The following is an 18,411-nucleotide window of genomic DNA, read 5'->3' as shown; positions in this document are numbered from 1 at the left end:
CTTGATGATCAAGACTGCACCTTCTACTTATAGACTTAATCATTCCCTCTCTTCAACCTCACCTGTTTCCTTATCAACCTGATACCAAGCATACGTGGTGAACTTCTCTTCAGTTGAAGAACCGACAGCTACAGCATAGTGGTCCTCTCCCTCTCGCTCTTCTACCATCATACCGATCTCTTCTGTATCAAACACATCATTTTCTTTAATATAATCATAGACCAAACCGGAAACGTCTTCTTTTTCAATCTTTGACTGATTCTCTGATCCTTCATTCTCATCACTTGCCTCAGCCAATTCATTTAAAGGATAGGTTGAGATCACTCGATCGGTTTCATTGATCAGCTGTAGTTCGTTCACTTGAAAGTCAAGAGCAGCCAGTTGAATCACATGTTCAAATTGAATTCGTTCGTCTTCGGGAGCCTGTTCGTCTCGCGTGATTTCATATCGAACCGTTGCTAGACCGTCCTCTATCTCCGCCTCTTGAATGGTTAGCCCTTCATATATCCCTGTTTTATACGCATCATCATTCTCATTTACCGTTGTCATCGCTTCAAGCGTTTGTTCAAAAGTAAATGCTTCACCATTCGGATCATTCATCTCCTCCCCGGCTAAGGCACCACTAATATAAAGAGGTTCGCCATCATCTGTGGTCTCTTCTGTTAGAACGTAATATCCTCGGTTTGGCTTATTCTCTATGTCAATCGGTTCATTCCACTCGTTTTCAGCAAACTGTAGTCCTCTTTCTCCATCTTGATTAAATAAGTTCGCTTCTTCTACACCAAATCTAAAGCCAATCTCATCAAGCATGCTCCAAAATATCGCCGACTCTGTAGATGCCATACTTAATGTTTCATTCTCATCGTAATAAAGGTTAACCGTCGTTCCATCTAATTCAAAATCATAAACATTTGAAAACAGCTCTCGTTGAGATTGATCGCTCTCCATTAAGGATTGATGAAATCTCTCCTCTACACTTAAATCTTCAGGGGTTCGTACAAATGAATAGACTAAATCCTGACCTTCAAAAACTTCTGTATAGATTAGATACCCGCCGCTCACTTGTTCTTCCGTGTATTCTTCATCGTCATTGTTATCTTCTTCTGTAGCTGCAAGATCTTCTGTTTCCACTGGCTCTTCGTTACTTGTCTCTGCTTCATCGTCTTCTGTTGAATCAACGTTTTCAGTATTATCTTCATCAGATTCAGTATCGTTCTCTGGAGCTTGCTCTAAGTCCTCATCTTCCTCATTGATTTCAGATTCTGCTTGCTGTGATTCATTTTGTGTTGGCTCGTTTTGTGGTGAAGTATCTGTGTCTGTTGTTGTGTTACACGCCACAGTTAAAGCAGAAACAGAAATGAACGCACTTAGCTTCATATACCTCTTCAAAGACAATCCCTCCTTTTTTTGAGTTATTTAGGAATCCATTCCCTTATGATGGGATTAGAAACATGAGTTGTGAGGATAAATTAGAGTTGACTTATATATCATAAAAAGATATATTATATTTAGATATATCACATTACGATATAAAACAGAAACCGGTGATAAAAATGAAACAAAACGAACAACTAACTGACTCTATGTTTTACATTATGGCTGCTTTAACAAAGCCACGGCACGGGTATGCCATCATGAACCTAATTGAAGAAACAACGGATGGGATTCTAACCATCGGCCCCGCATCCATGTACACCATCATCAAGAAACTACTTAAAAATGAGTGGATTTACTTACATGATGCGACAGACTCTAGAAGAAAAACATATTTACTCACTCAAAAAGGAAGAATCGTTTTAGAAGAAGATGTCAAGCTACGCAAAAAGATGATTCACCTAGCAGAAGCAGGACTTAAACTCAAGGAGGCTGGAGAAGATGAAAACAACTAAATATATCATGTCTGAAGGTTTGGCCTTTGGAGAAGAAACAGATATGAAGAAGCTGCAACTTAAATCAAAAGAAGGCTGGCATCTTGAAAAGTTTGCTTTTATGGGCTATACGCTTAAGAAAGGTGAACCAGCTGAGTATATTTACAATATTGATTACCGGGAACTGGCAGATGAAGAGAAGGATGAATATCTTAACTTGTTTACGGAAGCAGGCTGGACACATGTTTTGTCTAGTCAGGGTATGCATTTTTTCCGTGCTGCTCCAGGTACAAAGCCTATCTATACAGATATGGGGACGATTGCGGAAAAGCATCATAACTTGGGGAAATCTCTGTTACCAATAACTATTATAACCCTTTTGTTAACTATTTTCTCATGGGTGGGAATTACTTTTAGTACAGGTATGCTAAGGAACATACTTGCAGTTGCGATCGTACCGTTGACTGTTGTGTCAGTACCTGCAGCCTGGACGGTTTTAACTATTTATAAAAACAAATGGGGCGTTGAAGGTAAGAAAGGATTAATCCTCATCGCTAAAGTTATCCCATACCTTCTTCTCTTAATTTATTTGACGATTGTCTTTCTGATTTCTAATCATGTTCATGATGGGCTTCTAACAATTTCTCGCATGGTAGTTGGCGCTGCAGGTGGATTCTTAATTGTTTATATAGTAATAAAGGTTATAGAGATTAGAGTAAATAAAGCATGATAGATTACTTAAACTAGAGCCTTCATTTCTTAGATAAGGCTCTTAATTTCTGTACTCTACTACATTTGTACATTGTTTAGTAGCGCTAGGAGGAACGTTATACTATGCTTTTTGATGAAACCAAGCATATGCATGTAGGATATTACGAGAACAACCATGATATCGAGGGAATCTTGTTAAAAGCTTTAGACAAAGATATTTGGTGCCTTTTTTATAATGATAAGGAATATGAGGTCAAGATACCGGATACACGTGTATACCCATTTGTAGAGAGTTTTGGTTATTTGGTAGGAATGTACTCCATATCAGAAAAGGAACTGACTCACGAAAAGGGAGCTAACTTATTTTATCAATTTTTAATCAAAATCATATAATTAGAAGCTTTTCTGGCTTATTTTAAAAAGGTGCTCCCATATAGTAGGTGCACCTTTTTTGGTATTATATTGACTATTTCCATTTCCCCGAAACTGCAGAAAGCATAAGCCATGGTTCTATAATCATATTTATAACCACATGTGCAACGATTGGAGCTAATGTACTTCTTCCTGAAAAGATATAGAGTGCAGCTAGTAAACATCCTAAAATAGTAGTTGAAACTATAACAGGAAAAACAACTTTTACTTCTCCCCTTAGTAACCCCCACGCACCATGAGCTAGACCAAAGGCTAGCCCAGAAAGGATTATTTGAGCAACACTCGATACATTCAAAGTGTAAAGATAGTCCATTAATACTTGGCGAAATAGTACTTCTTCTACTATACCTGTTGCGAACGCAGCCCAAATACCGATAATTTTCAACCAATTAAACGTAAAGAGGTGACTTTTTATAAATGGTATAGCATAGACAGTGTATAAACTATACGTAAGAATAATCGCTAGAGTAAAAAGCCAAACCATTAAATTTCCTAGTAACTCCTCATGATAACCTAATCTCAACTCTATAAACCTTTGCGGGCTTCCAACATACCAATAGATGATACTTATCGTTAGGGTACTCCAGATCATTAGTAGGATCCAACTAGTTTTAGTTTTATCAACTTTTGTTGCTAAACCGTTCATGACCTAACCTCCTAAAACGTGCTTGAGCTAAGAGTATTAGGTCAATCTTACAGTATGAAATAATGGTATGCTATTAACTGAAGTCACTTTGATTACGATTTTCTGATTACTCTAGTCATTAATTTATTTAATCATTCTAGCAATAAAAACAAAAAAATAAGCTTCTCCATCATTGGAGAAACCTTTACGCGGAATACTTCTATATAAGCTTCCAAGCGGATTCGAACCGCTGACCCCCACCTTACCATGGTGGTGCTCTACCTGCTGAGCTATGGAAGCAAAGCAAATATTGGCTCCACAGGTAGGACTCGAACCTACGACCGATCGGTTAACAGCCGATTGCTCTACCACTGAGCTACTGTGGAATAATAAAGTATGTATAAACAAAAAAAAGCCCGGCAACGTTCTACTCTCGCAGGGGGAAGCCCCCAACTACCATTGACGCAGAAGAGCTTAACGGCCGTGTTCGGCATGGGAACGGGTGTGACCTCTTCGCTATTGCCACCGGACTATTAGACTGCCAACCACTTACGTGTTTGTTGTCTACTTGAAAGAATATGATTCCTTCAAAACTAAATCGTGCTCACACAGTCATACACCAAATTGGATAAGTCCTCGACCGATTAGTATCTGTCCGCTCCATGTGTCGCCACACTTCCACTCCAGACCTATCAACCTCATCATCTCTAAGGGGTCTTACTAGCTTACGCTATGGGAAATCTCATCTTGAGGGGGGCTTCATGCTTAGATGCTTTCAGCACTTATCCCGTCCACACGTAGCTACCCAGCGATGCTCCTGGCGGAACAACTGGTACACCAGCGGTGTGTCCATCCCGGTCCTCTCGTACTAAGGACAGCTCCTCTCAAATTTCCTGCGCCCGCGACGGATAGGGACCGAACTGTCTCACGACGTTCTGAACCCAGCTCGCGTGCCGCTTTAATGGGCGAACAGCCCAACCCTTGGGACCTACTTCAGCCCCAGGATGCGACGAGCCGACATCGAGGTGCCAAACCTCCCCGTCGATATGGACTCTTGGGGGAGATAAGCCTGTTATCCCCAGGGTAGCTTTTATCCGTTGAGCGACGGCCCTTCCATTCGGCACCGCCGGATCACTAAGCCCGACTTTCGTCCCTGCTCGACTTGTAGGTCTCGCAGTCAAGCTCCCTTATGCCTTTGCACTCTTCGAATGATTTCCAACCATTCTGAGGGAACCTTTGGGCGCCTCCGTTACTGTTTAGGAGGCGACCGCCCCAGTCAAACTGCCCACCTGACAATGTCCCTGACCCGGATCACGGGTCGAGGTTAGAATGTCAGCACCGTCAGGGTAGTATCCCACCAATGCCTCCACCGAAGCTGGCGCTCCGGTTTCAAAGGCTCCTACCTATCCTGTACAAACGATACCAACATCCACTATCAGGCTACAGTAAAGCTCCATGGGGTCTTTCCGTCCTGTCGCGGGTAACCTGCATCTTCACAGGTACTATAATTTCACCGGGTCTCTCGTTGAGACAGTATCCAAATCGTTACACCATTCGTGCGGGTCGGAACTTACCCGACAAGGAATTTCGCTACCTTAGGACCGTTATAGTTACGGCCGCCGTTTACTGGGGCTTCAATTCAGAGCTTCTCCCGAAGGATAACCCCTCCTCTTAACCTTCCAGCACCGGGCAGGTGTCAGCCCCTATACTTCGCCTTGCGGCTTCGCAGAGACCTGTGTTTTTGCTAAACAGTCGCTTGGATCTTTTCACTGCGGCTCTCTCGGGCTTGCACCCTAATAGAGCACCCCTTCTCCCGAAGTTACGGGGTCATTTTGCCGAGTTCCTTAACGAGAGTTCTCCCGCGCGTCTTAGAATTCTCTTCTCGCCTACCTGTGTCGGTTTGCGGTACGGGCACCTTCCACCTCGCTAGAGGCTTTTCTAGGCAGCGGAGGATCAGGGACTTCGGTACTAAATTTCCCTCGCTATCACTGCTCAGCCGAACGGAAAGCGGATTTGCCTACTTTCCAGCCTAACAGCTTAGACGCGCATATCCATCAGCGCGCTCACCCTACCTTTCTGCGTCCCCCCATTACTCAAACGGTGGAGAGGTGGTACAGGAATATCAACCTGTTGTCCATCGCCTACGCTTTTCAGCCTCGGCTTAGGTCCCGACTGACCCTGAGCGGACGAGCCTTCCTCAGGAAACCTTGGGCTTTCGACGGAGGGGATTCTCACCCCTCTTTTCGCTACTCATACCGGCATTCTCACTTCCAAGCACTCCACTAGTCCTCACGATCTAGCTTCGCTGTCCTTGGAACGCTCCCCTACCACGAACACCTAAGGTGTTCATCCATAGCTTCGGTGATACGTTTAGCCCCGTTACATTTTCGGCGCAGAGTCACTCGACCAGTGAGCTATTACGCACTCTTTAAATGGTGGCTGCTTCTAAGCCAACATCCTGGTTGTCTGGGCAACTCCACATCCTTTGCCACTTAACGTATACTTTGGGACCTTAGCTGATGGTCTGGGCTGTTTCCCTCTTGACTACGGATCTTAGCACTCGCAGTCTGACTCCCGAGGATAAGTACTTGGCATTCGGAGTTTGACTGAATTCGGTAATCCTGTGGGGACCCCTCGTCCAATCAGTGCTCTACCTCCAAGACTCTTCCCTCGAGGCTAGCCCTAAAGCTATTTCGGGGAGAACCAGCTATTTCCGAGTTCGATTGGCATTTCACCCCTACCCACACCTCATCCCCGCATTTTTCAACATGCGTGGGTTCGGGCCTCCATTCAGTGTTACCTGAACTTCACCCTGGACATGGGTAGATCACTCGGTTTCGGGTCTACGACGGCGTACTCAATTCGCCCTATTCAGACTCGCTTTCGCTACGGCTCCGCCTCATCAGCTTAACCTTGCACGACATCGTAACTCGCCGGTTCATTCTACAAAAGGCACGCCATCACCCGTTAATGGGCTCTGACTAGTTGTAGGCACACGGTTTCAGGATCTCTTTCACTCCCCTTCCGGGGTGCTTTTCACCTTTCCCTCACGGTACTGGTTCACTATCGGTCACTAGGGAGTATTTAGCCTTGGGAGATGGTCCTCCCGGATTCCGACGGGGTTTCACGTGTCCCGCCGTACTCAGGATACACTCCGGAGGAAACGAAGTTTCGGCTACGGGGTTGTTACCCTCTTTGACGCATCTTTCCAGATGCTTCACCTACTCCGTTTCTTTGTAACTCCAATGGAATGTCCTACAACCCCTGAAGGCAAGCCTTCAGGTTTGGGCTGTTTCCGTTTCGCTCGCCGCTACTCAGGAAATCGATTTTTCTTTCTCTTCCTCCGGGTACTTAGATGTTTCAGTTCCCCGGGTCTGCCTCCTCGTATCCTATGTATTCAGATACGGGTACCATTCGATTAAAAATGGTGGGTTCCCCCATTCGGATATCCTCGGATCAAAGCTCACTTACAGCTCCCCGAGGCGTTTCGCCGTTCGTCGCGTCCTTCTTCGGCTCCTAGTGCCAAGGCATTCACCGTGCGCCCTTCATAACTTAACCAAGTTGATTTCAGAACATCGTAAGATGTCATTCATCAAGTATGGTGTATATAGACTCGCTTTCATCTAACGATGATTGCGTTGTGTGTGTTTTGCATTGCACGATTTAGTTTTCAAAGAACCATGCCGACAGAAAGTCGGTCTTCGTTTGAATGAATAAGTTCATTCAAAACCGAACAAAAGCCAAAGCGTATTCACATCAGATAAACTGTGTGATCGACTAGAAGTAAAACTCCCTAGAAAGGAGGTGATCCAGCCGCACCTTCCGATACGGCTACCTTGTTACGACTTCACCCCAATCATCTGTCCCACCTTCGGCGGCTGGCTCCAAAAGGTTACCTCACCGACTTCGGGTGTTACAAACTCTCGTGGTGTGACGGGCGGTGTGTACAAGGCCCGGGAACGTATTCACCGCGGCATGCTGATCCGCGATTACTAGCAATTCCAGCTTCATGCAGGCGAGTTGCAGCCTACAATCCGAACTGAGAATGGCTTTATGGGATTGGCTTCACCTCGCGGCTTCGCAACCCTTTGTACCATCCATTGTAGCACGTGTGTAGCCCAGGTCATAAGGGGCATGATGATTTGACGTCATCCCCACCTTCCTCCGGTTTGTCACCGGCAGTCACCTTAGAGTGCCCAACTAAATGCTGGCAACTAAGGTCAAGGGTTGCGCTCGTTGCGGGACTTAACCCAACATCTCACGACACGAGCTGACGACAACCATGCACCACCTGTCACTTTGCCCCCGAAGGGGAAGCTCTGTCTCCAGAGTGGTCAAAGGATGTCAAGACCTGGTAAGGTTCTTCGCGTTGCTTCGAATTAAACCACATGCTCCACTGCTTGTGCGGGCCCCCGTCAATTCCTTTGAGTTTCAGCCTTGCGGCCGTACTCCCCAGGCGGAGTGCTTAATGTGTTAACTTCGGCACTACGGGCATCGAAACCCCTAACACCTAGCACTCATCGTTTACGGCGTGGACTACCAGGGTATCTAATCCTGTTTGCTCCCCACGCTTTCGCGCCTCAGCGTCAGTTACAGACCAGAGAGTCGCCTTCGCCACTGGTGTTCCTCCACATATCTACGCATTTCACCGCTACACGTGGAATTCCACTCTCCTCTTCTGTACTCAAGCCTCCCAGTTTCCAATGGCCGCTTGCGGTTGAGCCGCAAGATTTCACATCAGACTTAAAAGGCCGCCTGCGCGCGCTTTACGCCCAATAATTCCGGACAACGCTTGCCACCTACGTATTACCGCGGCTGCTGGCACGTAGTTAGCCGTGGCTTTCTGATGAGGTACCGTCAAGGTACCGCCCTATTCGAACGGTACGTGTTCTTCCCTCATAACAGAGCTTTACGAGCCGAAACCCTTCATCACTCACGCGGCGTTGCTCCGTCAGACTTTCGTCCATTGCGGAAGATTCCCTACTGCTGCCTCCCGTAGGAGTCTGGGCCGTGTCTCAGTCCCAGTGTGGCCGATCACCCTCTCAGGTCGGCTACGCATCGTCGCCTTGGGGAGCCGTTACCTCTCCAACTAGCTAATGCGCCGCGGGCCCATCTCATCGTGAGAGCAAGAAGCCCTCTTTTAATCCAGCACCAGGAGGTGCTAGATGTTATCCGGTATTAGCCCCGGTTTCCCGGAGTTATCCCAGTCGATAAGGTAGGTTGCCCACGTGTTACTCACCCGTCCGCCGCTAACGTTTTTGAAGCAAGCTTCAAAAACGTCCGCTCGACTTGCATGTATTAGGCACGCCGCCAGCGTTCGTCCTGAGCCAGGATCAAACTCTCCATAAAAGTGGTGAGTTGATTGCTCAACTGCTGGCGTTGATGTTACCATCAACTTTCCAATTGCGTAGCTTACACTACGACTTTTTTATACTTATGAGATATCTTGTATCTCTTCGTACGCTTGGCTTTTGTTCAGTTTTCAAAGAACTTATGATCGCTTGTAGCGACCTTTAATACTTTACCGCAACTCACTTTGAAAGTCAACATCTTTTTTTAAAATATTTTTGCCAACAATGTGTGTCTCAGTGGCGGTAGTTAAGAATATAACACGGTCCGATTAAAACCGTCAATGTTTTTTCAAAAAATTATTTTAAAAACATAATATTATTTTCGTTCGGCAATGGCTAATGCATATTTAATACGGTCTTTTGGTGAGACAAAACGTTTATATAAACCATAGATGAGCTGATACTTTTCTCTCATCACATGTTTGACGATGTCATCGATCCTTGGATCTGATAGATCTAATAGAATTTCTTCCATCTCTCTTTTTAGTAAGTATTCAACTTCTTGAGCTTCCTTACTCTGCAACACAACACCCAGCATAAACAGCACCTCATCCATCGACATAACTTCTTACACAATAGCATTCAGTCTTTTCTATTTCTTCGCTTTTTATTCATATCTTGTCCCGCTCCGCATAAATTGAGTATAAACGATGAGAAGGAGCGAGGTTGGTGAAAGGAATCTGGGTTATTCAGGCGAAGAATTGGAAGGCATTATCTATTATATTAGTCGCTGCTTTTTTTGCAGCCGGTTGGATTTATTTAGAACGACACACTATGAGTGTCTTTACAACCGATAGCGGACCGCAAGCCTTTTACAGATCAGAAACAGATGAAAAGAACGTTGCTCTAACATTTAATGTGAGCTGGGGCGAGGAACGATTACTACCTATACTTGAGACACTCCAAAATGAAAAGGTAGACGAGGCAACCTTCTTCCTCTCTGCTTCCTGGGCAGAACGGTACCCGGAGCTCGCAAGCAAGATTCATGAGAGCGGCTATACGATTGGGAATCATGGCTACCAATACAAAAGCTATGATACGTGGGATGCAACAAAGGTAAGTCAGGACATTCAGAGAGGTCAGCAGGTGTTAACGGAATTTGCTGAGGAGAGACCGGTTCTTCTTCGTCCGCCAAACGGAGCATTTAATCAAGAGGTTTTAGGTATTGCAGACAAGCAAGGATTAAGCATTATTCATTGGAGTGTTGATTCTAAGGATTATCAAAACCCTGGAACAGATCAAATTATTAAGAATGTGTTAGAAGAAACAACAGCAGGTGATGTGATTCTCTTCCATGCTTCGGACTCTGCAAAACAAACAGAGAATGCACTTCCCGAGATTATTAAAGAGTTAAGAAACAACGGCTTCACCTTCTCCTCTGTTGAATCTTTAATGACTGGTGCCGAGCCTGATAGTGAAGAAGTAGAATAATACAAAAGCCCGCTTCTCCATTATTAACTGGATATGCGGGCTTTTCTTATTAAACTTTATGCCTTTTGATCCGTGCCGGTCAGTCGGTGCAAAATTAACAATTGCCATGTATTTGCTGCAAGAAGTGGTGTGAAATAAATCCATAACCACTTTGGATCATTCGCCGTAAGTGCCGGTACCCACTCAATGGTTGTGACCACAACGATAAAAAATAGCGCAGGAATAAACGCTTGACGGTTTGTCGCCTTCGCTTTAAGTGCAGCAATCACCATTCCATATAGAAGAAGTAAGACTGGGATGATCATATAGGACCATATGCTTTCTCCAGCTTCCGCAAAGGCTGCATAACGTAAGTAAAATAAATCAAAGACAACAAACGCAATAATGACCATTTGAATCCGGTTCCATAAACGGACAGATTTAAAAATGCCGAGACCAAACCTATGTAAGGTTAAATACGCAAAGAATCCCATTTGTGCGATTAAGCTAAACGCTGCACTAATCCCAATGGCCCAAACCGCGCCCCAGAAGAAGTTCGCAAATCCCCCGCCGGTTAAACGATCGGCGTTTAATATACTACCTACCACACCCCCGGTTAAACTTCCAACTAGCAGTGTACTCCAAAATAAAAAAACGACTTTACGGCTATTCACACGATATCCCCCAATGTCTATGTTGCTCCTCTTCTTTAATTGTACCAACGACCTTTGAATGTTTCCATATCTAATCCGTAACCAATGCATAATCTTTTTTGTTTTTTCTCACATTAAGCATAGTAGATCCTAAAAGGGAGAGATATGTGTGATGAAATTACGATACATGGCGCTTGGACTTGGTATCCTTCTACTTTTTTCTGGTTGCGCTCAACAAAATAGTGAGGGATCACAACCGAGCTATGATGGAACAAAGAAAATGATGGTGGATATGCTTAAAACCGATGAAGGAAAAGAAGCGATCCACGAGCTAATGACGGAAGAAGATATGCGCGAAGAATTTGTCATGGATCAGGACATGGTCAAAAAAACGATCCAGGATACGTTAACTTCAGAAGAAGGTAAGAAGTATTGGCAGGAGATTTTAAAGGATCCCGAATTTGCTAAAACCTTCGCCCAAAGCATGCAGCAGGAAAATGAAAAGATGCTTAAAGCTCTGATGAAAGATCCTGAATATCAAGCGATGCTGATTGATGTATTAAAGGATCCTGAAATGGAAAAAGCAGCTTTAGAATTAATGAAAACAAAGGAATATCGCGAGCAATTAAATACCATTATGCAGGAAAATTTTGAAAGCCCTTATTATCAAGAAAAACTAAATGAAATGCTTAAAAAGATAGCCGAGGAAAACAAAGCGTCCGAAAAAGAAGGCGGAGAAAAAGGATAATAAAAAAGCAACAAAATCACATTAGATTTTGTTGCTTTTTCTATTAACGAAGGGGCTTGTCTAACACCTTTTTAGCAATCTCAGTATAGATAATTCCAATTGGATGCTCCGGTCCATAGATTGATGGAGCAAAGTCGTTTTCATCAATGTCCGGTTGTCCAAGCGGTACATGGCCGAGAACCTCAGTTTTTAGTTCTTCAGCAAGTCTTGTTCCTCCACCACGGCCAAAGACATATTCTCTTTCACCTGTAGTCTGGCTTTCAAAATAAGCCATATTTTCAACGACACCAAAAATTTGATGATTTGTTTTAATCGCCATCGTCCCAGCACGGGCTGCAACAAACGCAGCTGTTGCATGAGGAGTCGTGACAAGAATTTCTTTTGATTGAGGAATCATTGTATGCAAGTCAAGAGCCACGTCCCCTGTACCTGGTGGTAAGTCCATGATTAAATAATCAAGTTCTCCCCATTCAACCTCGCTAAAGAATTGGTTGATCATCTTCCCAAGCATTGGTCCACGCCAAATGACTGGTGCATTATCTTCTACAAAGAATCCCATTGAAATGACTTTTACGCCAAATCGTTCAACTGGGAAAATACGTTCGTTATGTACAACGGGACGCTCTTCAATTCCCATCATGTCAGGTACACTAAAGCCATAGATATCCGCATCAATAATGCCGACTTTCTTCCCTAGACGAGTAAGGGATACTGCTAGGTTAACAGAAACGGTTGATTTTCCAACTCCGCCTTTTCCACTTGTTACGGAGATAAACGTCGTTTTACTATCAGGTGAAAGCAAAGCTGGACCTTCAAACGCCTCTTCACCAAATCCTCCCTGTGCCTGGATTTCCTCTTCCGTTAGTTCAGTAAATCGCAAGCCAACAGAATCTGCGCCCTCTCCTTTTAGGATTCCGACAACCTCCTGTTGGATCTCCATCTGGTCCGATGTTCCTGTTCGAGCTAAGGCAATTTTCAAACTGACATTGTTTTCTTTTATCGTGACTTCTTTAACGCCGCCTGTTTCAACAATGCTTTTATTCAGATCGCGATCTCTCACGCGGTTTAGCGCTTCCATAATTGCTGATTCTGTTAACATGATTGATCCCCTCTCCTAATACCTGTCTCTAGACACAGTATAGCATAGAAGCCAAAGTGGCTTAAACCAATTTGGCTCTCTATTTCGGGGCTTCCTCACCAGAATAGTAACGCAATATTCCTTGGTAGATGGATGCTGCCACACTTTCCTGATATTCCTCTGTGTTTAGAAGTTCGGCTTCCTCCGGATTAGATAGGAATCCGGCTTCAACCAATGCACCCGGAATTTCTGCTTCCTTCAACAAGTACACATGCTGAATCGGCTTGGCGATACGATTTGTATTTTCGAGATTTCGCACCATTTCATCCTGAATGAGCTTCGCAACAACTTGGTTTTGAGGATTAGATAAATGGTAAAACGTCTGCGCGCCTCTCCATTTAGGAGAAGGAATCGCGTTCATATGAATGCTGATAAATAAGTCCGCATCTGATTCATTTACGATTTCCACTCTACGTTTTAAGTCCTCTGTTTTCCGTGTACGGATTTTTTTCGTTGCTTCGTCCGCTAAGTCCGTGTCCTCTTCTCTTGTTAAGAGAACAATGGCCCCGGCTTCCTGCAGATAGTCACGTACTTTTTTGGCAATCTCAAGGGTTGCCTCTTTCTCAAGTAACCCTGAATCAGCTACTGCTCCCCCGTCCATGCCACCATGACCTGCATCAATTACAATAACTCTTTGTGACAACGGCATATGCCATCCGATGGAACGATCACTTTGAAGCTGGTCCTGTATGATATAAAAGAGGGCCGCTGCTAGCAACGATCCAATAATCACTTTCATCCACTTAACCTGCATGCCTCATCCTCCTTGTCCCGTTCCGTTAAAGTATATTGGGACAAGAATCAAATTATGAGCATGACTTCAAAGGATTTAATGTAATTTTAACCGATAGCGTTTCATCCCCGCATGAAAACCCCGCTGCCATAACGTATCAACATAGACGTCACTTGCAATCCCTAATGCATCACCATACCGTTCACCCTGGTGCACCCAGCATGTTAATAGGTTAAACATGTCAAAGGAAAGATCCGTTAATTCATCCTCCGCACGAGACTTTGCTTGTTGCTCACTTTCACCGTATTGAAGGAATCGACTATAGTTTGCACCGAGTAAGTAAGCATCAATGCCAATATCAAGACTCGGGTCAATTAAAAAAGGTCGCTTCGCATGCTGAGTTGGGATGAGGCTCGCAAATGTTTCGTGAAATTGCTTTTCTATTTCCTTCAATGAGATCTCTTGAAGGAGCTTCCGTTCAAAATTCCAGCGCTTTTCTCGCCGTTTCTCTGCCAAAGTTGTGATAACCTCCACTGTGTACAACCCCTCTCGTACATTTAGTATTTGATGGGTTGGTTTGTCACATGCAGAGGAAATCATTCCAGTTTTATTCTGGTTGCTTTTGTTTAACGAGCTTTAAGGTCGCTACGATTAAGAAGCTGACGATGACTAACAATAGCCACGAACTGATTTTACCAAGATGTACTAAACTCCACATAGTTGTTTGGTTTGGATATTGCCATGCGCCAAAAAAGGTCGCTATATTCTCTGCTACCCAGATGAAGAAACCAATTAAGACAAAGGATAGAGAGATCGGCATCTTGTAGACAGAATCCCCTACTCTGTAAGCGACCCAGGATTTCCAAAACAAAATCACGACACATCCCGATAGCCACCAACGTAGATCAAGCCAATAATGGTGTGTAAAAAAGTTAAAGTAAATGCCTGCAGCAAGAGGGACAACCAGCCAAAACGTCGGCCAGTTGATTAATTGTATATCGTGCCTTCTCCACGCCTGACAAAGGTAACTCGCGACACTTGCATACATAAAGCCACTGTAAAGAGGAACACCCAATACTTTAAAGAACCCTTCCTCTGGATAAGTCCAGGAGCCCATATGTACCTTAAATACTTCTAAAGCTAGCCCAATCAAATGGAACATTGTAATAACCTTCAGCTCATCCTTTGTTTCAAGCCCACTTCGCACCATCCACCATTGCATACCTAAACAAATTAGAAGCAGCCAGTCATAGCGAGGCAAGAGTGGAAGTGGAATGACTTGTGTTAAAGCAAGAGAAGTAAAGATTACAACGGGAAACAAACAGGACATCGCTTGTTCAAACCCAAAACGAGTCAGCTGAAGTGTGCCTTGCAGCATCTGGCTCTCGACTTTTTGAAAGGTTGCGTTCATCTTGTTCTCTCCTTCACTGGATTATTTGTCGCTTTTGTATTCAAGAATGTCTCCGGGCTGACAATCAAGTGCCTCACAAATCGCTTCAAGTGTTGAGAACCTAATTGCTTTTGCTTTGCCGTTCTTCAGGACAGAAAGATTAGCCATTGTGATACCAACCTTTTCTGTAAGCTCTGTTACACTCATCTTCCGCTTAGCGAGCATCACATCAATATGAATAATAATTGCCATGTTGTTCACCTCAAACCGTTAAGTCATTTTCTGATTTGATCTCAATTGCCTGATTCAGAAGCTTTTTAAGTACAGCGGCAAAACCTGCGATGACAGTGGAAGCAAATAAAATGACCAGTCCAATCGCAAGTAACCCAGGTGCATCCTCAAGCTGCGCCATTGCATATAACAGGGGTGAAACCAAGAGGTAAAACACACTGATGGTTATGGCACAAATCATAATGACCCGCAGGGCACCGACTGATTCCTCTGAAAAGGCTTCTTCCCGATCAATTAAGCGTAAAAGAATAAAAGCCTGATACAATGCGATAAAAAATGCGATCGCTGTCACGTACAGCCCAATCATCATAGGGACTCTCCACAAACTCAGATCATGATGAATAATGGAATTCTCACCAATAATGCCTGGCACCCAAAACAGACAAAGCGCAAGGATCGGACTTCCAATCACAAAGATTGCTACCTTTAAAAATAAAGTCTCTCGTTTCATAACGAATTCACCTCGTTCAATTTATACCTGTTAAGAATGTATCACCTTATTTATCGATTATCAATAAATATATTATGATTATTGATAAATCTTTATTGATAAAGTCAAAAAAACAGATGATTCAATTGCTGAATCATCTGTTTTTTATTTTGTTTATCAAACTAGCGAAGGGAGAACCCGACACTCCTACGGAAACAGTGCGTGGTGAAGACACTGTAGCGGCGCTTTTCCCGCGGAAGGGGCTGAGGCCGTACCCGTGGAAAGGGAGGGATTCTCCCGAAGCGGCTATACCACTTTGCCTTACACTAACGCTTTCCCTGTTGTTTCTTCATAATCCGTCTTCATGATCTTCCATGACTTCTCAATGGAGTCATCTAATCCGAATAATCCACTTCGTCCAACAATATAAATGTCAGGTCCTGCTGCATCAATTTTCTTAAATGACTTGCGGTTTGAGGAGCCATCCATCTCAATTACGTACTGATAGCCTTTTTCTTCACGTAATTCACGTAATGCCACAATCTTATCAAGTGTACTTTCAATAAAACGTTGGCCAGCAAATCCAGGATCTACAGTCATGATTGTGATTTTATCAACGAGCTCAATGTAAGGAAAAATGGTTTCAATTGGTGTTTCTGGATTCAACACAATTCCTGCCTTTAGACCTGCATCATGGATCTGGTCAATCAAGCGGAATGCAAGACCATCTAGTACTTCTGCGTGCATGCAGATCCACTCACATTTTAGATCAACTAGCTGGTTCACCCAGAAGCTCGGGTCCGTTACCATAAGGTGTGCGGACATCGGCAGGCTGCTTATTTTTCGTACTTCTTCAATAAACCAAGGGGATAACGTGATATTTGGTACATAATGTCCGTCCATAATATCAATATGATAAGAATCCACGTGATCATTCAAGAACGTAATTTGCTCTTTAAATTTATCTAAATCCATGGTCATCAGTGATGGTGAGAATTCAACTTTTTTCATCTGGTGTAGCCTCCTAAAAATTCGTATCAGGTAATCTTGATGTCGTCTAAATCAATATCGTCTTCTTCCACTTCTTTAGGTGTATCCATCTCTTCTTGAGAGACATTTTTCTTAATAAGTGCTAGCGCAACACCTGTTACAACCACGTTCACTAAAATGGCTACAGCACCTGTCCAAGGCTGAGACATGGTTGGTAGCATCAATACGCCTCCAAATGGTACGGTCGCATCGGCTCCAAGAACCATGGAAGTGGCTCCACCCGCTGCACCACCAATGGCAACAGCGATAACACAACGAACGATGTCATTCATAACGATTGGGATAACCCCTTCAACGATATTCACAACACCCATTGGAACCGCAGACTTTAACGTTTCTCTTTCCATTGGTGTGTAAATGTTTTTACCAAACACTTTAGCTAAAAAGTATGCGAGTCCAAATCCAATTGGTGTCGCCGTATTTACAAGCTGTAAGGCTGTGATTGGACCGTTAATTCCTTCCGCCTGCATCGTCAGAACAAAGGCAAAGACGGTTTTGTTAATTGGACCACCAAAGTCCACTCCACTTAAAATCCCGACAATCCCACCAAATACTAGTAAGGATGAGGAACCAAGACCATTTAATGCACCAGTCAATAAATTAGTAAGAGCTGTGATTGGTACACCAATGATGTATACCATAATTAATCCACCAAGGATGGATGTAATGAACGGAACAATTAAAGTTGGCATTAAGCCTTTTGCCCATTTCGGAACAATCACTCGTTTTAACACAGCGAGTGCTAAGAACCCGGCGATATACCCGCCTAAAATCCCTCCGATAAATCCAGCACCGATTGCGTTAGCCGTAAGACCAACGATAAATCCAGGAGCGATACCCGGCTTTCCAGCAATCGAGTAGGAAATTCCCGTCGCGATCACAACTGGTAATAGGCCAAGTCCGGCCCCACCCATCGTTGCTAGCGCATCCCAAATTGAAAATTGTCCCTGAACTAATTCACCCTGGCTCGTTCCTCCAAATGCCATACCGATGGCGATAAGGAAACCCGCTCCACAGACGATTGGAATTAAATAAGAAATCGCTGTCAATAAATGCCCTTTAAGATTTAACTGTTTTATAAGGCCCATGATCTATCCTCCTAGGTCGTTACTTAGATGTTAATTGCATAAAGCCGCTTGTACGTCTTCTGCATTGCTTGACTGAAGCATCGCCTCAATCACTTCATCGTTTCCTAATTTTCGTGCAAACAGGGATAGTAACTTAAGATGCGTTTGCGCCCCTTCGTTCTCTTTGCCAACAGCGAATAAGATAATTCCTTTTACCCCTTTGCCATCAAGTGTTTCCCATGGAATTTCTTCATTTGTAATACCAATCGCCACACCGATCTTTTTCACTGTTGCGCTGTTCCCGTGAGGAATCGCAATGTAGTTTCCAATTCCTGTTTGTCCTTGTGCTTCTCTCTCGTAAATGTCCTTTAGGAATTCGTCCACATCCGTGATGTACTCATTCTTTAAAAGAACCTCGGCAAGTGCTCGAATGGCTTCATCCTTTGTTTTGACATCTAAGCCTGTTTTAATCGTATTTACATCGACAATATCTTTTACTTGCATGTCTCCCACT

General features: G+C 43.9%; 18 protein-coding genes, 2 tRNA genes and 3 rRNA genes. 5 read left to right on the top strand and 18 right to left on the bottom strand.

Features of this window, described 5'->3' with window-relative positions; all coding sequences use genetic code 11:
• Positions 1-39: 39 nt before the first annotated feature.
• A complete protein-coding gene (locus NSQ54_01165; protein WYP26757.1) occupies positions 40-1,389 on the bottom strand; it encodes a hypothetical protein in 1,350 nt (449 codons plus the stop codon).
• Between the two features lie 164 nt (positions 1,390-1,553).
• Between NSQ54_01165 and NSQ54_01160 the strand changes: the two genes are divergently transcribed.
• The 3 genes from NSQ54_01160 to NSQ54_01150 all read left to right on the top strand — a co-directional run bounded on the left by NSQ54_01160 (position 1,554) and on the right by NSQ54_01150 (position 2,972).
• Complete coding sequence (locus NSQ54_01160) at positions 1,554-1,889, top strand: PadR family transcriptional regulator (GenBank protein ID WYP26756.1); 336 nt, start codon at positions 1,554-1,556, stop codon at positions 1,887-1,889.
• Entirely contained in the window at positions 1,876-2,598 is a 723-nt protein-coding gene (locus NSQ54_01155) for a DUF2812 domain-containing protein (GenBank protein ID WYP26755.1), read from the top strand. The genes NSQ54_01160 and NSQ54_01155 overlap by 14 nt, the downstream gene beginning before the upstream one ends.
• A gap of 104 nt (positions 2,599-2,702) precedes the next feature.
• Positions 2,703-2,972 carry a DUF3986 family protein gene (locus tag NSQ54_01150; protein WYP26754.1) on the top strand — a complete coding sequence of 90 codons (270 nt, stop codon included), beginning with the start codon at positions 2,703-2,705 and terminating at the stop codon, positions 2,970-2,972.
• A gap of 73 nt (positions 2,973-3,045) precedes the next feature.
• Here NSQ54_01150 and NSQ54_01145 read toward each other — a convergent pair whose 3' ends face one another.
• The 7 genes from NSQ54_01145 to NSQ54_01115 form a co-directional block, all read right to left on the bottom strand.
• Positions 3,046-3,657, bottom strand: a complete 612-nt coding sequence (locus NSQ54_01145) for a CPBP family intramembrane glutamic endopeptidase (GenBank protein ID WYP26753.1) — start codon at positions 3,655-3,657, stop codon at positions 3,046-3,048.
• A 206-nt stretch (positions 3,658-3,863) separates the two neighbouring features.
• A tRNA-Thr gene (locus NSQ54_01140) sits at positions 3,864-3,936 on the bottom strand.
• 11 nt (positions 3,937-3,947) lie between these two features.
• Positions 3,948-4,022 (bottom strand) — tRNA-Asn (locus NSQ54_01135).
• Positions 4,023-4,050: 28 nt separating this feature from the next.
• Positions 4,051-4,166: ribosomal RNA gene (gene rrf / locus NSQ54_01130) — 5S ribosomal RNA — on the bottom strand.
• Between the two features lie 94 nt (positions 4,167-4,260).
• Positions 4,261-7,194: ribosomal RNA gene (locus tag NSQ54_01125) — 23S ribosomal RNA — on the bottom strand.
• 239 nt (positions 7,195-7,433) lie between these two features.
• Positions 7,434-8,985 (bottom strand): 16S ribosomal RNA (locus NSQ54_01120).
• The 16S, 23S and 5S rRNA genes sit together here with 2 tRNA genes alongside, the layout of an rRNA operon.
• Positions 8,986-9,303: 318 nt before the next feature.
• Positions 9,304-9,525, bottom strand: coding sequence for a hypothetical protein (locus NSQ54_01115; GenBank protein WYP28472.1), 222 nt, complete (start codon positions 9,523-9,525; stop codon positions 9,304-9,306).
• A 131-nt stretch (positions 9,526-9,656) separates the two neighbouring features.
• On the opposite strand from NSQ54_01115, the gene pdaB reads away from it, so the two are divergent.
• On the top strand, positions 9,657-10,418 hold the full coding sequence (gene pdaB / locus NSQ54_01110) for a polysaccharide deacetylase family sporulation protein PdaB (protein ID WYP26752.1): 762 nt from the start codon (positions 9,657-9,659) through the stop codon (positions 10,416-10,418).
• A 56-nt stretch (positions 10,419-10,474) separates the two neighbouring features.
• Here the strand turns inward: pdaB and NSQ54_01105 are convergent, their stop codons facing one another.
• A complete protein-coding gene (locus NSQ54_01105) occupies positions 10,475-11,071 on the bottom strand; it encodes a KinB-signaling pathway activation protein (protein ID WYP26751.1) in 597 nt (198 codons plus the stop codon).
• 151 nt (positions 11,072-11,222) lie between these two features.
• Between NSQ54_01105 and gerD the strand changes: the two genes are divergently transcribed.
• Positions 11,223-11,798 (top strand): spore germination lipoprotein GerD, encoded by a 576-nt coding sequence (gene gerD / locus NSQ54_01100; protein ID WYP28471.1) that lies wholly within the window; start codon positions 11,223-11,225, stop codon positions 11,796-11,798.
• A 43-nt stretch (positions 11,799-11,841) separates the two neighbouring features.
• Here the strand turns inward: gerD and NSQ54_01095 are convergent, their stop codons facing one another.
• The 9 genes from NSQ54_01095 to NSQ54_01055 all read right to left on the bottom strand — a co-directional run bounded on the left by NSQ54_01095 (position 11,842) and on the right by NSQ54_01055 (position 18,401).
• Positions 11,842-12,897, bottom strand: a complete 1,056-nt coding sequence (locus NSQ54_01095) for an Mrp/NBP35 family ATP-binding protein (GenBank protein ID WYP26750.1) — start codon at positions 12,895-12,897, stop codon at positions 11,842-11,844.
• A gap of 79 nt (positions 12,898-12,976) precedes the next feature.
• Entirely contained in the window at positions 12,977-13,690 is a 714-nt protein-coding gene (gene cwlD / locus NSQ54_01090) for an N-acetylmuramoyl-L-alanine amidase CwlD (protein ID WYP26749.1), read from the bottom strand.
• Between the two features lie 75 nt (positions 13,691-13,765).
• Positions 13,766-14,185, bottom strand: a complete 420-nt coding sequence (locus tag NSQ54_01085) for a DUF2521 family protein (protein ID WYP26748.1) — start codon at positions 14,183-14,185, stop codon at positions 13,766-13,768.
• Between the two features lie 91 nt (positions 14,186-14,276).
• Entirely contained in the window at positions 14,277-15,080 is an 804-nt protein-coding gene (locus tag NSQ54_01080; GenBank protein ID WYP26747.1) for a DUF817 domain-containing protein, read from the bottom strand.
• A gap of 21 nt (positions 15,081-15,101) precedes the next feature.
• A complete protein-coding gene (locus NSQ54_01075; protein ID WYP26746.1) occupies positions 15,102-15,311 on the bottom strand; it encodes a helix-turn-helix transcriptional regulator in 210 nt (69 codons plus the stop codon).
• Between the two features lie 10 nt (positions 15,312-15,321).
• Complete coding sequence (locus tag NSQ54_01070; GenBank protein ID WYP26745.1) at positions 15,322-15,801, bottom strand: DUF2975 domain-containing protein; 480 nt, start codon at positions 15,799-15,801, stop codon at positions 15,322-15,324.
• 300 nt (positions 15,802-16,101) lie between these two features.
• On the bottom strand, positions 16,102-16,791 hold the full coding sequence (gene alsE / locus NSQ54_01065; GenBank protein ID WYP26744.1) for a D-allulose 6-phosphate 3-epimerase: 690 nt from the start codon (positions 16,789-16,791) through the stop codon (positions 16,102-16,104).
• A gap of 26 nt (positions 16,792-16,817) precedes the next feature.
• Entirely contained in the window at positions 16,818-17,918 is a 1,101-nt protein-coding gene (locus tag NSQ54_01060; protein WYP26743.1) for a PTS fructose transporter subunit IIC, read from the bottom strand.
• 30 nt (positions 17,919-17,948) lie between these two features.
• On the bottom strand, positions 17,949-18,401 hold the full coding sequence (locus NSQ54_01055; protein WYP26742.1) for a fructose PTS transporter subunit IIA: 453 nt from the start codon (positions 18,399-18,401) through the stop codon (positions 17,949-17,951).
• Between the last annotated feature and the right edge of the window lie 10 nt (positions 18,402-18,411).

It is taken from the genome of Alkalihalobacillus sp. FSL W8-0930 (assembly GCA_037965595.1).
Classification (GTDB): Bacteria; Bacillota; Bacilli; order Bacillales; family Bacillaceae_D; genus Alkalicoccobacillus.
Note: the sequence above shows the minus strand (reverse complement) of the source record. Positions and strands in the feature narration are given on the sequence as shown.

Excerpts from the sequence above, each read along its gene's own strand:
- NSQ54_01150 (WYP26754.1), top strand. The coding sequence starts at position 2,703 with ATGCTTTTTGATGAAACCAAGCATATGCATGTAGGATATTACGAGAAC.
- NSQ54_01055 (WYP26742.1), bottom strand. The coding sequence starts at position 18,401 with ATGCAAGTAAAAGATATTGTCGATGTAAATACGATTAAAACAGGCTTA.
- cwlD (WYP26749.1), bottom strand. The coding sequence starts at position 13,690 with ATGCAGGTTAAGTGGATGAAAGTGATTATTGGATCGTTGCTAGCAGCG.
- NSQ54_01080 (WYP26747.1), bottom strand. The coding sequence starts at position 15,080 with ATGAACGCAACCTTTCAAAAAGTCGAGAGCCAGATGCTGCAAGGCACA.
- gerD (WYP28471.1), top strand. The coding sequence starts at position 11,223 with ATGAAATTACGATACATGGCGCTTGGACTTGGTATCCTTCTACTTTTT.
- NSQ54_01070 (WYP26745.1), bottom strand. The coding sequence starts at position 15,801 with ATGAAACGAGAGACTTTATTTTTAAAGGTAGCAATCTTTGTGATTGGA.
- NSQ54_01145 (WYP26753.1), bottom strand. The coding sequence starts at position 3,657 with ATGAACGGTTTAGCAACAAAAGTTGATAAAACTAAAACTAGTTGGATC.
- NSQ54_01160 (WYP26756.1), top strand. The coding sequence starts at position 1,554 with ATGAAACAAAACGAACAACTAACTGACTCTATGTTTTACATTATGGCT.
- NSQ54_01155 (WYP26755.1), top strand. The coding sequence starts at position 1,876 with ATGAAAACAACTAAATATATCATGTCTGAAGGTTTGGCCTTTGGAGAA.
- NSQ54_01115 (WYP28472.1), bottom strand. The coding sequence starts at position 9,525 with ATGCTGGGTGTTGTGTTGCAGAGTAAGGAAGCTCAAGAAGTTGAATAC.
- NSQ54_01075 (WYP26746.1), bottom strand. The coding sequence starts at position 15,311 with ATGGCAATTATTATTCATATTGATGTGATGCTCGCTAAGCGGAAGATG.
- alsE (WYP26744.1), bottom strand. The coding sequence starts at position 16,791 with ATGAAAAAAGTTGAATTCTCACCATCACTGATGACCATGGATTTAGAT.
- NSQ54_01060 (WYP26743.1), bottom strand. The coding sequence starts at position 17,918 with ATGGGCCTTATAAAACAGTTAAATCTTAAAGGGCATTTATTGACAGCG.
- NSQ54_01095 (WYP26750.1), bottom strand. The coding sequence starts at position 12,897 with ATGTTAACAGAATCAGCAATTATGGAAGCGCTAAACCGCGTGAGAGAT.